The following is a 14,846-nucleotide window of genomic DNA, read 5'->3' as shown; positions in this document are numbered from 1 at the left end:
ATACCTCCCCCAAAGTTCTGAACGCGTCAATTCTTCGGCCTTATCGTATTCCTGATTCCGCCCACGATCCTTCCTGCGCTTGAGGCCCCTTTGAGATAGGTTTCCTTTTTCAGCTGATCGAGCTTGCCTTCCTCAATTCCAGTAGCTACCTCAGCTCGAAGGGTCGCGGCACGCGCATTAATCTTGGCCTTTCTGTCGTCCATGGTGGGTTCGGGGGATGCTGGTGCAGACGCTTCGGACGGCTTAGGTGTCGCTGTTGATGGCCTGCCCCTTGTTGGCGAAGGCTTACCGGACCCGGCAACGGAACCAGTTTCGGTGGAATTCTTCTCGAAATCAGCTTGCAGGTCTTCGCGGCTGGTCGGCAAATTTCCTACTGTATTCGCGGGTTGTGGAACGCGAGCGAAATTCGCGAGTTCAGTGTTTAGTTCGCGCAACATGGCCTGCGACGCGGGCCCGTTTAGCACATTGAACCAGTGCGAGTCCTTCGGGTTCTGCGCTAGATCAAGAGTAATCGTGGCTGAATGTGCGAATGCCGAGCTCAGGTTGGAGAAGAGCTGACTGCTTTCACCGAGTTCAGCGGCTGCTTGTTTGAGTTTTTGAGCAGAGTCCGAGGTGCGATTTGCCCGCTCTGTTCCGCTGCGGGATTCGTTACCTTTTGACTGACTGGTGTTAGCTTCGTGCGATGTGCGCTGAAGCTCTCGTCCAAATTCGGAAATCTGGTCGCTGGTAAGGGCTTGGTAAATCTGACGATCCCTTTCGGACAGGGATGACTGCCATGCTTTACTGCCTTGAAGAGATCCTTCGATTCCGGCACCCAGAATCTTCAGATTTGAGACCAGAGCCGCGCCGATAGCGACTCGTGCGACCTCTTCTTTGGACGCACCTGTCTCGTGCGCGACCGAGTCCACGATCTGCGTTAGGTGTTGGTTTTGGGCGCCGGATTCGCTGACTTGACTGTGTCCGATTCCTGTACTGTCGCGCTGTCCTTCTGTGCGAACGCTGCCGGAGAACAGTGATGTACTCACCGATTTGGCATGCTCGTTAACGTTGGCAACCGTGCGGGTGAGCGCTGCATCAAGTGACTTCCGCGCTCCGGACACGTCCTCCTGGCTCGCCTTGAATTGAATAACCGCACTCCCCATGCCCTGGTTCGTGAGTTTCGATGTCGCGGCTACTCCTGTGGCAAGTTGGCGGCTAATGGTGTCCCCGGATGCCTGTTCCTGGTGGCGTTCCCAGAACGGCGAGGTGCGGCTCGGCGCCAGAGCCATTTGGTCCATGCTCACGCTCCCCATCTGGAGCTGGCCTTTCAGCGCTTCCGCAGTGCTGGAGATCCCGGACTGCAGGGAATTGAAGCCACTCATGAGGGCCGTTCCGAGATTCTCCATTCGCTTGACTGCCGCCCAAGCGATGAAGGGGATGCTGAGCGTCAGGTAGCCGACGACACCGGTGTTCGCGATGACATTGGAGGTCACAGCATCTGAAGTTGTCAGCGCGAGTCCGTGGGCGGTTCCACCAAGCGCCGCGGCCGCGGCGTTATCCTGAGCGGTATAAATCAGCGCAATGTAGTTCAGGATGGCGAACAACGGAGGCCATAATTCGGTCCAGACGATCAGCGCCACATAGGCCTTCAACGCCATCAGGGCTTCGGGCCCACCCATGATCATCAACAAAAGGACCAGTAGAAGGAACAGTCCGATCACCAGTCCTTCGATCACATTTCTCACGACCGGAAGCGATTGTTCGGCCACCGCGCCATTGTTCAGCCATGTAGCATTAGTCTGTTGGATCGCTTGGGCCCGACCCACGGCCAGTAGCAGTTTGCTCGTATCGTTAAGCCGAACCCCCGAGATCATCGAGGTGTCGTTGACGGCGTTGATCATTGCGTTTTGCCGAATGATGTCGGCCGCCGCAGCGGTGGCGTCTGCCAATCCGTATTTCAAATAGGCCTGTTGAAGCTGCGACGGATAAACGTTGAGGGCTGCGGTCGCGGAGAGGGTGGGATGGGCACGTTGACTCAGTCTCGCCAATAGCGGATTCATTTGTGCGGGCATCAGAGCATCCAGTTTGTGGAATGCCTGGTCACAGGGAACTACCGAGGCCGCCCCTGAATTCTCTGTGTATGGCGTGAAGCGCGCGGGGTTGGGGGGATTGCTTTGTATGAGCCCCCAAATGTCCGTCGAGTTGGCGAATTGCGAAGCACTGATGTATCCGGACGCGACATCGTAAGCAATGCAGTTCCCCATGAACTCGATCATGTTCGCTCGAAAGTTGGGATCGGAAAAAACGACATCGGAAGACTCCCTGATCAGCCTATTTCCGAACACCAGGCCGTTTCTTGAATACGCCATTTCCGAGGGCAGATTCGCTAAGCCAGGAAGCGCTTGAAATCCGGTCTCGGTGACCTCCGTTAGCGTATTTCCTATGACACTTGAAAGGCTCTTGAGCGCGGCGAGACCGAAAGGCACGTTAGCGACGATCCGGACCGCACTGCCGCCGGTCTTGTCCACGATCCCGACGGTGACCTTCGGCATGATCAGGACCGAGTAGATCAGCATGACGGATGCCAGCCATTGCCAGCCAATCAGTTTGTGCGGGGCAAACGCATAGCCAATCATCGCTGCGATGAAACCGATCACCACAGTGGCAGCCAGGCTGGCGAGAAACGAATCTCCGCCGCAGACCGCTGCAATGGCATTGAACAGGCCAGCGAGACTCTCGCTGTTGTGATAGGCGTAGATCTCCCACATGGCCAGCTCCGTTACCGCATGAATGCATTGCGACGGCCGAGGGCATCCAGAATCTGCTGCGGCAGGCCCGCCCGAAGTTGCCGGTCGAGCGTGTCGAGAGCACTCGCCATCGAGTTTATTGAGTTCACCTTGGCGTAGACTGTTTGCTTCTGTTCGGAGAGCGCCATCGCCTGCCGCATGGCCCGCTCCCGCAGCCACGCGACCTGCTGCCGCTGCTGGCTGTTCAGCAGGTAGTCCTTTTCGAGAGCGTCCATCCCTATTCGAAATGTACGATCGAGGAATACGTAGGCATAGTCCGCTGCGATCACGTCTCGATATTGCGCAATCAGGGTTTCGTCGAGGCCTGTGCCGAGCCGACTGGTTGCGATGGAGAGCAACCGGTACACGGGCTCGCTGGTTTGATTGACGAAGCCGATCTCGCGGGAGTTGTTGGCGATGGGTTGGCGATTAATGATCTTCTCCGCGATGGAATGCATGAGGTTCGCAACCTTGACCGTGAGCGGTGTGTGCCGGTAGTGCTCATCCACCCGTACGTTCAGGCACTTCGTGTATTCATCACACCGGAGCATTGGAAGTTCGATATCGCCCTCAGGCGTGTCGCTCTGCCCGTACAGCAGCTGGGGAATGGAGGTGAGAGTGGCCGACCAGATAATCGGATTCTTGTCCGGTTCTTCGTAGACAGCCGTCCCAATAATGCTCATCACTAGCTCCCGCTCCTCGTTGTCGAGGTTTGGGCTCACGAGCTGGAGGGCGTGCCACGTAATGTTCCCCGCAAAGCCAGCCCGGGCTTTGGCTTCGGGGTTATCGGAATTGCGGGCGGTATTAAGCACTCCGCTGCGGTCAGTCCCGCAGCGCCGGCGCGCCGAATCGCGATCAGACTCCAGGCCAAGCGCCACAGCGACGTCCGCGCATGATTCCTGCGCATTGAATCCGACCATTTCAGCGCCCGTCGAAACCATCGCCTTCGCGGTCTCGCATGAATTGATCCGTGCATTGTTCACCATGGTCGAAAGGTTGTTGAAGCGTTCGGTCACGCTGCCCAATAACGGCGACACGGTGTCTAGAGCGAGCTGGAACGCGACGCCGGGTAGCGCCGAGGTGATATTGCGCAGCATGTTCTTGAGTTCGGCCGACGAGATGTGGGAAAACGAGCCCCCGAACACGTCGATGCCGCCGCAACCCGCGCGTGCCGTTGGGTAGTCAATCGCCATCAGCTGATAGGTCTTGTTTTGTGACCGCAGCATCAGGCTACCTCCGGTGTAGGTGTTAAATGCTTGTCCGCGGAACGCACCCGGCGCGGTGTAATTGCCGATCGTGCCCAGGTTGTTGAACATTCGGTTCACTTCCGAGTTCAAGTCCCCGGCCCAAGGAAGGCTAGGAGCAGTAAGCAGCGCAATCGCTGCTGCAATGGATCGAATCTTCATGGTGCCTCCGGCAGGGCAGTTAAGGTTGTTGCCTGAGTTACCTCAGGATTTGCTCCGCTGAGAACGGCAATGCGTTCCAGGAGCTGGGACTCGGAGAGCACACCGACCCCAATTGGAGCGATTTGTCCCGTGAACGGCTGCGCCAGGAAGACTGCCGGTACCTGGGAGACCTTCAAGGTGCGGGCAATGCCGTTATCTCCCCGTGGCGTTCGGAAGTCCGGGAGCGCTCCCCCATCCAAGGAGACGGGCACGACCTTCAAGCCGAATCGCTTTTCGAAAGCGGCAACGGTAGGCGCAAATGCATGGCAGTATGGGCAATCGCCCCGAAAGAAGAAGAACAGAACGTGTGTTCCAGCCAGCGTTGACACGATACGAGCACGATCCTGCTGTTCCTGTTGTTCGAAGACCTGCAGCGCCTTCGCATTTGCGGGACGTCCGCTCAGTGTCGGATCCAGGTAGGGGTGGGTCCAGGCGACGCGGCGCGCAACTTCCGAGAATGCGGACGCGAGTTCCGCAATCTGCCTCTCAACCTCCATGTAGCGACGGACATGGTCAACTGTCGGGTTCATCACCGCAATCGCTCGGGTGCGCTTTGCCTCTTCTTGCAGTCGTTCGAGCGCCTGCAGCTCGGGCGTCCGTTTTGCCTCTGCCTCCTTTCGAACGGGAGGGGGCGAAGCTGGGGCCTCGTAGAAGTGCCAGCCGCGCCAGCTATCGGACCAATATGGATTCGCTGGCGTGCTCGCCTCCTGGGCGACGGCAAACGTTGGGAGTGCCAAAGTCAGAATAAGTCTCTTCATGGCTCCCTCCTGCGTTCCAAAGTGCGCGGCGGGCCGCCATCGAGGCAGTAGTTCAGAGTCGACTGCAATTTCATGTCCCGTGGTGACTCCTCGGGGTACAGCGTCACCGCCCGCTGCTCTACCTCGATCCTCAGCCGGGCGCATCCGGGGCTCGCATACCGGAACTCGGTGGTCACGTCGATCAGGACCGGGTTGTTCGTCTTGAAACGGGCGCCAAATGCGCCGGCAATAGGTCCAGCGAGCTGGCCATGAGCAGTCCCATTGGGTGCCAGCAGCGCGGTGCGAAGCAGGGGGCGAAGGTCATCAACCTGCATCCGCGGGCCTGGCGCAGAGAGCGCCGAAACCAGGGCAAGAGCGGCTAGCATTTTCCACCTCCGCGGTAGCAGTTCGCAGCGCGCTCGCGTGCACCGGCTTGCATTGCCGGCACGTTTGGCATCGATGGAACGATCGAATCGTAGAACTCGGTGAGATCCATCCGAGAGAAATCCAGCCTCTGTAAGTCGGCGACGGTGAATCCGTCGCAAGCCGGTCGCTCGGGTGTGCCCCAGCCTAGCCCGAGCTGCTGCCGGCCTTGTTCGTTGATCATGCGGGCGAGTCGCGAATTGAAACAGCACTTTCCCGTAGAGCGCTCAATGCAGCTGACGCAGTGTCCCAAGACCCGGAAGCACTCGGAACACCACGTGCCGATCGAGTGGCAGAGGTGGGCGCCTTCCTTCAGCGCCGCCAGCGACTCGGCCTTGCTGCACTGGCTGAGCTCGGCCACGATGAAAATGGTGGCCGTGATCGCAAGCGACCAGGGATCGATGGCGATGACGTAGTTTTCCCCTGAACCGAGAACCATCGACCCGGCTGGCAGCGAGCTGCCGTTAACGGCTACCGATATCCCGAAAGTGGAGTAGGTCCCGGTGAAGCCACCACCGCTCATGAGGGCGGTCAGTCCGGCCTTGACGAAATTCCGGTTGGTGGAATTCATCAGCAGGTCGTAGACCAGGCGCGACCCGGTGGTGAACAGGCGCTGGTTGCTCATGCTCGCGCCAGCGGAGTCGGAATAGCAGCAGTTCTTTAGGAGGCGATCACGGCAGACGTTGGGTTGGCCGCTGAAGACTTTGGTTGTGGCTGGGTCAAGGTAGACTCCGGCCTCGCGTACTGCCTCCATGAACGTCATGGTCTGGGCAAAGTCCGCGTCATTTGTGTAGCGCGTACTGAAGCAGCGCGCACCCAAACAGAACTGGTCGCGGGAGCACACACCGTTCAGCGCGCATCCACTGAACTGACCCAACCCGCCGAGAGCGACGCCAGGATCTGAAAACACCTGCCGAGCCCCGACGACGGTTGGGTCGTTATTGCCAGGCCCTACGCGCGGACGCTGGGCATCCTCCGTGGCTTGAACGATGCCAGCGCAGCTTGGATCGCTGACGTGGGTGGCGCAGTACCGAACCTGTGCGTTGGCAGATTGGCGTAGGTCCCTCGCATTCAGGCCCGCCTGCGGTGGCGTCAGCGAAGCGCCGGGCACCAGGTCGTTGATGGCGCCGGGGCGAGCCTGTGACGAGGCAAATGAATTCCCTTGTCGCGCGGCATCCAGGTCGTTTGCATCTTGTGCGGCGGCCGACCCCGCGGCGACGAGCAGGCATAGAACGGTGGCCAGTTTCATGGATGTCCCCTCAGAGTTTGTAAGCGACGATTTGCCTCGGCCGCACTTTTGGGGATTTGCGCAAAGCGCTCCAGAACATAGTCGAGCGACACATCTCCTGTCGCCTTCACGAAGCCTGAGGCAGGGCAGGAGGCCGCACCGCACTCGTCACCTTGGTGGGTGAGCACCACACTGGGCACTGACGTGACGGCATAGCGCTCGAACGCCTGGGGATCGATCTGCACCCCCACCTGGCGCTGGCCGATCAGCTGCTTCACGCGCTGCAGCGTCTTTTGCATCGAGCCGTCCGCGAGTCCGCGGATGACTATGACGCCCTGTGCTCGCGCTGCTTGATCGAAGATGCGATCCAAGGTCTGTTGAGGGAGCGAGAGGCTGATGAATATATAGAGACCGACGCTCGCGCCCCCAGGTCCGGCCCGCAATCGGTCTTGAACCTCGCGTGCGTAGCCACCGGCGATCTGGTCCAAATCGACGTCCGAAATACGAGCGGCCGGCATCTTGTCGATTCGGACGGGAGCCGACCGATTCGTTGGTATGGACGGAGCGGCGTACTTCTTCGCGACCGCCGCCACCTCGGCTTCGGTCGGGGAGCGAGCGGCGGAGGAGCCCGCAGGCGTCTGGGCTGCAGCAAACTGAGACGTGGCCCAGCAAACAGCGAGCAGTAAGAACCTAATAGCCGACACAGCAGTTCCTTTTCCTGAAGAGCAGGAAGGTGAAGTCTTCGCCACGCACGGGGAATTCTTTTCCAGCGCCCCAGAGCGCTGTGGTACGGCCGAACGGCTGGCAGCACCGGCCTCCGAACTTTTCGGTGGCCGGAATGGGGTAGATGAGCTGCGTCTTGTATGCTGTCTTGTCCATCACGGGAAGCACATACGGGCCGCATAGTCCTGCGCGGCCGTGCCATCCCCATGCGAGCAGCTCGCGATGCATTTTTGCGGTAAGACGCTCGGTGATCAGCTCCGCAGTGCGAACGCCGCCCATGTGCACTGGCACCTCGCCTGAAAATGGGTACAGGCCGCCTTGGCAGCCCGCACACCAGAACAGCGACGACGACCCGAAGCCGAGGGTGGCGGCGGCACAGTCGGCAGCGCAAGCAGCGACAGCCACCGGGTTGGCGAACAAGACCACTTCCGGGTTCAGTATCAGTGCGAGCTCGTCGTCGTCCCAAGTCGGGTCAACCTCTGTGAGGTAGGCGAGATCGAAGCCAGCCTTTTCCATGCATGGGAAGTCGGTGATGACCTGTAACCACGCCATGACCGTATTGATGTAGAAGTGCGCCTGGTAGAAGCTGTTGCTACTGCCGCCCGGGCGTGCGAACCGAGCGCTCTCCGCCGCCGGCAATCCCGGATTCAGGTCGATGCCACCCATGGAGACGAGACAGAACGGCTTTCGCACGACTTCCACTTGGCGCGCCGGCTCCCAGAAGCCGATCGAAAGGCCAAGAATCGGATTCCCGCCGCAGCTGCAGAGTGGATTGGACGGATTCGGTATGTCTTCCTGTGCACCACCGCCGATGCGCACCGAACCGATGCTAATCGGAAGCATGCAGCTCCAGCATATGTCCGTGACCGGGTTCGGGAATTTGCCGCTGCAGTTGACTGCCGCGCCGGCTGGGGTGCCGAGCAGTGCAATGCACAGCAGGATCAGCAGGCGGGCGATCATGGCTGGACTCCCAATTCGTCCACGCGAAGGCGGCGTCCTTCCTGATACACAAGCGCGGGCACTTGCCGGATGCCGAAGCGTTTGACGAGGATGCCCTGCTGATCGAAGTACACCGGAATCTTCCAGGCCTTCATCAGGTCGAGATAGGAACCTCCAACGAGCACCGGACGAGTTTTGGCCGGGCGCTCAGCGAGCAGGGATGCTGCGAGATTCAGCTGACGCGGGTCGCGCGCATCGAAGAAAAGCAGCCTGCGGGACAGGCCTACCACATCCAGTGGGTTGGTGCGGGTCCCTGCTGGGAACAGCAGTCGCCCCTGGGCGTCGGAGATATTCCGCTGCAATGTGAATGTGAGGTCCACGTAGTGTGTGCGGGTCGAATCTGACGTTAGCAGGCCCGAAACTGGAGAGGGGTGGATGATTCGATCCCGCGACTGCTGAATCATCCGCTGACTCAGTGCCGAGAGTTCGCCGGTCCGCTCTTTGGCCAGCAACCGCTCACGAATCTGCTCCAGCAGGCTTTGCTCGGCGATCGGATAGACAGGACCAAGCTGGCCAAGGTCCTGAGCCTCGGCGAACCGCGCGACCAACGTGATGAGCACTGCGACTGAGAGTCTCATTCCGGTCTCCCTAAAACAAAGGCGTCACTCTTCCGATCACGTTGGTTATCGGGACCAATCCGCTCTCCAGATAGCGTGAGTCGAAGCTGTCCGCACTCATGCCTTGTGCGTAGAAGAAGCCGTCCGGGATAGGGCCAGCGTTAGTGGGGCGGAGAGCTTTACCGTCGTGCGTATGCGTCTTGGCGACTCCGACCGGCGCCGAGTTGATGAATACCTGTTGGCCGGACACCTGGACGATGTCCCCCGCGACCCCTGCCACCTTTTTGAAGAATGGCTGTCCTTGCAGGCCTGGTTTCATCCGAACGGCAGGGCCATTGAACGCGTACACGACGAAATCTCCCCGGGCGGGCGAGTAGCATCCGCGGTGCAGCCATCCGACGCGGTAGGGCAGGCTATCGCTGATGTTGAAGACCAGTGGGGTCAATGGCGTGTGATTGACCAGTAGCCGCCAGCACACTGCGGCCACCGAGATAGTCGCTACCAGTGTTGACACCCTGGGCCGGCGCAGCGGGATCTGGCATTTCATGTTCACAGCCCCAGTTTCGAGCGCAGGTTGGGCGTCCAATCGGACACTTCGGGACGCGCCTGCAGCACCGCGCTGCGATCAAGCAGGGTGCAACCGCACTCCTGCTGCACCTCCGCGATCGCCCGCGGAAGCTCACGTGCGAAGTGTTCGCCGGCTTGGCGTGCGCGGTCGACGAGCGCCTGTCGCTCACTGGCTGACATCGGACGCGTTGCCGCTGCATTGAACTTCGACTCCTCGGCTCTCACGATCGCTCCAAGGTCCACGGTGCCGATACGGACCTGCCGCACCGTGTGCCAGTACGTCAGGAGGACGAGCGGCAGCGTGACTGCAACCGCCGTAAGCGCGCTTGCGATACCGGGTTTCATGCTTCGGCCCTCGCTTTCAGGACGATCTCAATGGCTTCATCAATTGAATAGCCTTCGGCGCGAAGCTGGTCGAGAACCCGGTTGTCTTCCAGACGATTGGAGAAGAGCAGGTGAGCCGCCGGATCGAGCGCCAATCGCACCAACCCTTCCCCAATTGGGCAGGAGATGTACATCTCTGCAAAAACACCAGGTTCCGTGCGCAGTGAGTTGAGCAGCCGCTTTTTCGCGTCGTCCATGAGGATGCGGCCGCGGGACTGCAGGGCTTCGATGGACTCGGGCTTCTGCCGCAGAAGGAAGACCCAGTCTGCGCAGTTCAGTGCCGTTTCCAGCTGGGTTGAGGTGTAATAGTCGTCTCCGTTCTGGGTCGCGGTGCCCAAGGCGCCGCCGTACTTCCTCGCACGCCGCGCCGCGGCGTCGATCACCGCAGAGAGATTCGGGTCGTCCCGGCCGCCCGTGTCCAGTTGCTGCTTCACTTCATCGAGGATCAGGATCTTCTTGCGGTCGCGCGAGAGGTACATTTCGCCGGTGATTTGGTAAAGCAGCAGGCTGTTGAGGACAGGGCGCAGTGCGGGCTTGCGTACCAGCTCTTCGTTCTCGATGACGACCAGGTCGTTGTCGAAATTGATCGTATTCGGACCTTCGAAGAAGCGCTCGTACTGGCCGCCCTTCGCGTATGGGTTCAGCATGATGGCCAAGTCACGAACGCGCTGGTCCTGTTTCAGCCCGAGTTCTGCGATGGTGCCTTCTACCGCTGCGTCCCGAATCGCTGTGATCGTAAGATCTTGCCCGTAGCTCCGATAGAACTTGAGGATCAGGGCGGAGAGGGATTTGCGTTGAACGTCCGAGAGTTCACTCTTGGGTGAGCACATCAGCGCGATCGTCGGCTCCAGAATCTCGATGTCCTCTTCGATCTGCTGTACGCGGGTGAAGGGGTTGAAGCAGATTTTTACGTCGCTCTTGATTTCGATGTGTGTGCCGTGCGCTTTACGGCAGAGCTTTTCCATAGAGCGTCCGAAATCCAGGATGCGGACGCTGGCGCCGGTCGAGAGATATGACCAGGCGATTTCATTCAGGGTGGCTGACTTGCCCGAACCGGATGTGCCGATGAGGGCGAAGTTGTAATTGCCGCCGCCGAGGGCGTTGTCGTAAAGGTCGCAGGCGGCCACCTGTCCACGGCGCCCCTGGAACATCAGTACTGGGGTGCCTGTCCCAGGCCATTCAGCAAGTAGAGGTGCGAGGTGTACCGCATTGGCCGTGGTCTTGCGGGATGTGCGGCGCATCTTGTGGAGATCCGCGTGAAGCCCTGGGCTCAGCGTCATCGGCAGGCTGGCGATGAGCGCCTGCCGCTGGTGGTACAGATCGACGTTCAGCTCGAACCCGCGGGCTCTCCAAATGCTCTTCGCGGTTTCGACAGCGGTTGCCGCCTCGCCAGGCCGCACGAACAGGGCGACTTGGTGGTACAGCGACACGAGACCGCCGCCAGCGTCGATGACTGCGGCGGCGGCCGCCCAATCCTTGAGCTTTTCTGGCACATCGGGCATAACCTCGGCGAGTTTGCTCTTCGCGTTTTTGGCGGCCCTCATGTGATTCGCCGTAACCGCAGTGCGCACTGTGCTGGGGTTCAGCATGTACACGCCCATCGTAATCAGAAACGGCACTCCGTATTGCAGGGTTGGCTGCATAAGGTCGCCAATCAGGCTGCCGGCCTGCCAGAGATAGAATTGTCGGGGATGGCGCTGTACCGACAGCAGCCGTACCTCCATCCCTTCGGCATCCTCCTCCTTCCAGATATGCAGGTGAGACGGTGTAGGGTCTTGGATGGTGTCAAAATCGACGATCTGGTCGCACAGCTCACGGCCTGGATCGTATGCCGGCGCTGTGTGGCTGCCGAAAAGGCGGCCAGGATTCACGAACTTCCCGCACCACTTGATTAGGTCATCCGCAGTGGCGCTCCGGTTCGGGAACCCAGCAGTGAGCAGCGTTGCGGACATGGAGTCCCGTAGCGCAAGCACCTCGTCCTCAGTCCATTCGGCTTTGTGGTCCAATGAGACGCTCAGCATCAGCCGGAAGTGCCGGACCTTGAACGTAAAGCCTTTCGAGAGGGAGGTTCGGGCCCCGTTCAGGAGGTGTCCAACGCGTTGACGGGCGAGCTTCCGGTAGAGGTTCTCATTCCGGACCGGACGCCCGAGCGTTTCTGCTTTGTCGTATTGGTCCGGATCTTCCTGACGCAGATTTGCGTACTGGCGAAGCAGTTCGCCTATGTCGGGCGACCCGAACAGGTGGAACTGAATGCCGGTGTCGGGAGGGCAGGTCGCGTATAGACTAAGGAGCACCTCAATCATCTGCTCGTCCGCGCCGGATTGCGGCGCAAGTTCAAGCATGAAGCCAGGACCCGACCGATTCAGGAAGAGCTGAGTTTTCTGGTCATACGCGCGGTATGGCAGGCAGTCCGCGAATCTTTCACCGGACCGCGACTCACCCTTAGCTTTGCTAGAGCCGAACATGGGGGCACCTTATCGAGAGAGGGCGGCTTGTTTGTCAGCGCCTGGCGCCAGCGAGTTGGCTGGGGCGGGAGAATTCCGAATCGATGCGCCCGCTTTTGGAGCAGCCGCGCGGCGAGGTTCGGCGGCAAGTGCCGCTACTCGAGCACGCAGGAATGTTTCACGGTTGCGCTGCTCGGCTGCTTCGACCTTCCAACGCTGCGGCTCGACCTGCATGTACACGAAGGTTTCATCGTGGAGATCGTGGTCTGCGTCCTCCCACGGCTTCACCCACATGCGAATGACGTGTGCAGATTCGTAGAGACCGGCGGCGGTGTCAGCGGAAGGGCGCATCGATCCCAGCGATGGAGATATTGCCGGAACTGTGCCCACCGCGCGGTGCTGCCCGGGCAGATTGTTCCGCAGGGCGTTTGCATATACGCCGGAGATCGATGCACACTGGACGCCTGGCGGAGCCTGGCAACCAAAGCGGTCGTTACCGCCAACCGCCGTAAGATCCGTACATCCGTTGAGCACGCAGACCGATGCGATGATCAGGGCATCACGAAGGATGTTCATTTCCCGCCTCCAGAACGTGGGGTTTCTTCATGGATGAGAGTCTGTAGTTCAGCCGCGGTCAGGACGCCCTCGATCCGTCGGCCTCCCTCCAAAAACAGGGTCGGCGTAGCGGAGACGCCGAGTCGCCGGGCGAGCGCTTCGTTCCTTGCCAGGGGCGTATCACACGTGGCGCTGGCGGCGGTGAGCTTTCCGGACACGGCTGCCTTCCATGCAGCCTCGCGGTCCTCTGCACACCAGATGGTGGCCGGTAATCCCGCTCCGAAAAACGGAACCATAAAGTTCAGGATCGTCACGTTTTCCAGATGGTCGAGTTCTGCCTGTAGCTGCCTGCAGTAGCCGCATCCCGGATCGGTAAAGATGACGAGCCGGCGCGCACCAGTGCCATGAACTGTGCGGATCGCATCGCGCGAAGGCAGGTCGCTGATATCGGCAGATGTGACGGCCCCAGTGGAAGACAGAACTGCCGGCGCCCGCTTCTGCGGCGCCAAATCCCGCATAGTGGCCGTGTCGAACAGATGCCCGAATATCATGTGACGGGAGTCTGTCGCTGTCACGTAGGCCAGGTTCTCGCCCATCTGCACCGCGTAAATTCCCTTGAGGGGTGTCGGCACCACCGATGTGAAGTTGGTGCTTGGATGTGCCTTGCGCAGCGCATTGAGAATGCGGTCTTCCCGCACACCTGCATGAACGACCTGGGAGGTCAGTAACAGCAACGCTAACAGCGTCGGTCTAGTCCTGGACATTTCCGCCTCCCGGTACCAGCTGCGGAGCTTTGTCTTCAGACGGCGCACTAGTCGAAGTAGTAGACGGGCTCTCCAAATTCACACCTTTGGTTATGACGATGTCGACCTGGCGGCCGGCGTCGATCTCAATCACCGGAAACGTTTGCTCGGCTAGCTTGATGTAGTACTGTGCTAGCTGGTCCAAAGCCCGACCAGTTCCTGTGCCAATCCCACGGCGCATCTGTTCGCGCGTGTCGCCCTGGCTTGTGGCGACACTGCCAAGGGCCGACGTCGTTACTGTGGTGCCCGAGTTTGCGAATCCTTGGCCAATGCCGCCGACGATGCCAGCGAGGAGGGCGTTCGCCAGCATCTGCCCCTGCTTTGTCACGACCCGTCCCCGCATGCCAGCCTTGCCGTCTTCGCCGAAGACGCTGCCTTGGACCTTCACTTCCAGGACGCTGCCGTCCGTCCGAACGCAGGACAACGATTCAGTCCGGATGAATGCGCGTTCTGAGCTGATGTCGCCGTAACCGGCTCCGATGACAAAGCATTCCTTGATCTTGCCGCGTGCTCGATTCGGCAGCACCGCGGTGTCGGCGAGTCGCAGGAGAACCGGATGTGGATTGCTCTGGGCCTGACCACCGGTCGGCGCATCAAGACCGCCGAGTAGCTCCGCGCGGACGAATCCAACCGGCAGGAAGCTCTCGACGTTCGCACCGAGGTCGCGCGGTGGTGTGGGCGTGGCACTCGCCGGATTTGAGCCCAGCGACACGTGTAGCAGGCCGACCGGCTCCTCGCGCGGCGGGTCCATGATGACTGGCGGAGTACCGGCGGGTATTCCCTGATTAGGCAAAGCGGGGACGGACGGCGCGAGTGGCGCGATCGGCGGGACACCCGGCGGCATAACAGGGGAAGACAATTTCGACTCCAGATCACTCAGGCGGCGAGTGATGGTGTCCTCGAACGACTTACGGTCCGCGTTCAGCCGGTCCTGGTCCTGCCGCTCTTGTTCGTATTGCGCCAGCTTGCGTCCTGCGGTGCCGACCCACACGTCCTGTGGCGAGACCTGGCTCCCGGGGACCATTGCGCCGATGTTCGTGACCCCGGCACTGGCGTTGACTGGTGCAGGCTTCGCCTTCGTGGCCGGTTCGGACAACGCAAAGAGCGCCCACAAGGTTCCGAAACCAACGACGGCAATCAGCCCGATATTGACGTATTGGCGCTGCTTCGGGCTGAGGGACGACGTGAGCTGCTGATATTTTTCGGCGAGCTTCAT

14 protein-coding genes are annotated in these 14,846 nt (G+C 60.3%); all 14 read right to left on the bottom strand.

What is annotated here, in order from left to right; genetic code table 11:
• Positions 1–26: 26 nt before the first annotated feature.
• The 14 genes from E4L96_RS20085 to E4L96_RS20020 all read right to left on the bottom strand — a co-directional run bounded on the left by E4L96_RS20085 (position 27) and on the right by E4L96_RS20020 (position 14,846).
• The gene (locus E4L96_RS20085) at positions 27–2,747 is read right to left on the bottom strand and encodes a conjugal transfer protein TraG N-terminal domain-containing protein (RefSeq protein WP_135208989.1); all 2,721 of its coding nucleotides are present in this window, start codon (positions 2,745–2,747) and stop codon (positions 27–29) included.
• An 11-nt stretch (positions 2,748–2,758) separates the two neighbouring features.
• The gene (locus tag E4L96_RS20080; protein ID WP_135208988.1) at positions 2,759–4,171 is read right to left on the bottom strand and encodes a conjugal transfer protein TraH; all 1,413 of its coding nucleotides are present in this window, start codon (positions 4,169–4,171) and stop codon (positions 2,759–2,761) included.
• The gene (traF, locus tag E4L96_RS20075; protein ID WP_135208987.1) at positions 4,168–4,968 is read right to left on the bottom strand and encodes a conjugal transfer protein TraF; all 801 of its coding nucleotides are present in this window, start codon (positions 4,966–4,968) and stop codon (positions 4,168–4,170) included. Before traF (E4L96_RS20075) ends, E4L96_RS20080 begins: the two co-directional genes overlap by 4 nt.
• Entirely contained in the window at positions 4,965–5,333 is a 369-nt protein-coding gene (locus tag E4L96_RS20070; protein WP_135208986.1) for a hypothetical protein, read from the bottom strand. The genes traF (E4L96_RS20075) and E4L96_RS20070 overlap by 4 nt, the downstream gene beginning before the upstream one ends.
• Positions 5,327–6,619, bottom strand: coding sequence for a conjugal transfer protein TraN (gene traN / locus E4L96_RS20065; protein ID WP_135208985.1), 1,293 nt, complete (start codon positions 6,617–6,619; stop codon positions 5,327–5,329). Before traN ends, E4L96_RS20070 begins: the two co-directional genes overlap by 7 nt.
• Complete coding sequence (trbC, locus tag E4L96_RS20060; RefSeq protein WP_167758757.1) at positions 6,616–7,086, bottom strand: type-F conjugative transfer system pilin assembly protein TrbC; 471 nt, start codon at positions 7,084–7,086, stop codon at positions 6,616–6,618. The genes traN and trbC overlap by 4 nt, the downstream gene beginning before the upstream one ends.
• 202 nt (positions 7,087–7,288) lie before the next feature.
• The gene (locus E4L96_RS20055; protein WP_135208983.1) at positions 7,289–8,281 is read right to left on the bottom strand and encodes a TraU family protein; all 993 of its coding nucleotides are present in this window, start codon (positions 8,279–8,281) and stop codon (positions 7,289–7,291) included.
• A complete protein-coding gene (gene traW, locus E4L96_RS20050; RefSeq protein WP_135208982.1) occupies positions 8,278–8,898 on the bottom strand; it encodes a type-F conjugative transfer system protein TraW in 621 nt (206 codons plus the stop codon). Before traW ends, E4L96_RS20055 begins: the two co-directional genes overlap by 4 nt.
• 10 nt (positions 8,899–8,908) lie before the next feature.
• A complete protein-coding gene (traF, locus tag E4L96_RS20045; protein ID WP_135208981.1) occupies positions 8,909–9,424 on the bottom strand; it encodes a conjugative transfer signal peptidase TraF in 516 nt (171 codons plus the stop codon).
• Between the two features lie 2 nt (positions 9,425–9,426).
• Positions 9,427–9,789, bottom strand: a complete 363-nt coding sequence (locus E4L96_RS20040; RefSeq protein ID WP_135208980.1) for a hypothetical protein — start codon at positions 9,787–9,789, stop codon at positions 9,427–9,429.
• Positions 9,786–12,293, bottom strand: a complete 2,508-nt coding sequence (gene traC, locus E4L96_RS20035) for a type IV secretion system protein TraC (RefSeq protein WP_135208979.1) — start codon at positions 12,291–12,293, stop codon at positions 9,786–9,788. The genes E4L96_RS20040 and traC overlap by 4 nt, the downstream gene beginning before the upstream one ends.
• A 9-nt stretch (positions 12,294–12,302) precedes the next feature.
• The gene (locus E4L96_RS20030; protein ID WP_135208978.1) at positions 12,303–12,848 is read right to left on the bottom strand and encodes a TraV family lipoprotein; all 546 of its coding nucleotides are present in this window, start codon (positions 12,846–12,848) and stop codon (positions 12,303–12,305) included.
• Complete coding sequence (locus tag E4L96_RS20025) at positions 12,845–13,561, bottom strand: DsbC family protein (RefSeq protein WP_167758756.1); 717 nt, start codon at positions 13,559–13,561, stop codon at positions 12,845–12,847. Before E4L96_RS20025 ends, E4L96_RS20030 begins: the two co-directional genes overlap by 4 nt.
• A 16-nt stretch (positions 13,562–13,577) precedes the next feature.
• On the bottom strand, positions 13,578–14,846 hold the full coding sequence (locus tag E4L96_RS20020; RefSeq protein WP_135208976.1) for a TraB/VirB10 family protein: 1,269 nt from the start codon (positions 14,844–14,846) through the stop codon (positions 13,578–13,580).

The organism is Zemynaea arenosa (assembly GCF_004614185.1).
GTDB lineage: Bacteria > Pseudomonadota > Gammaproteobacteria > Burkholderiales > Burkholderiaceae_D > Telluria > Telluria arenosa.
This window is presented reverse-complemented; position numbering and strand designations above follow the sequence as displayed.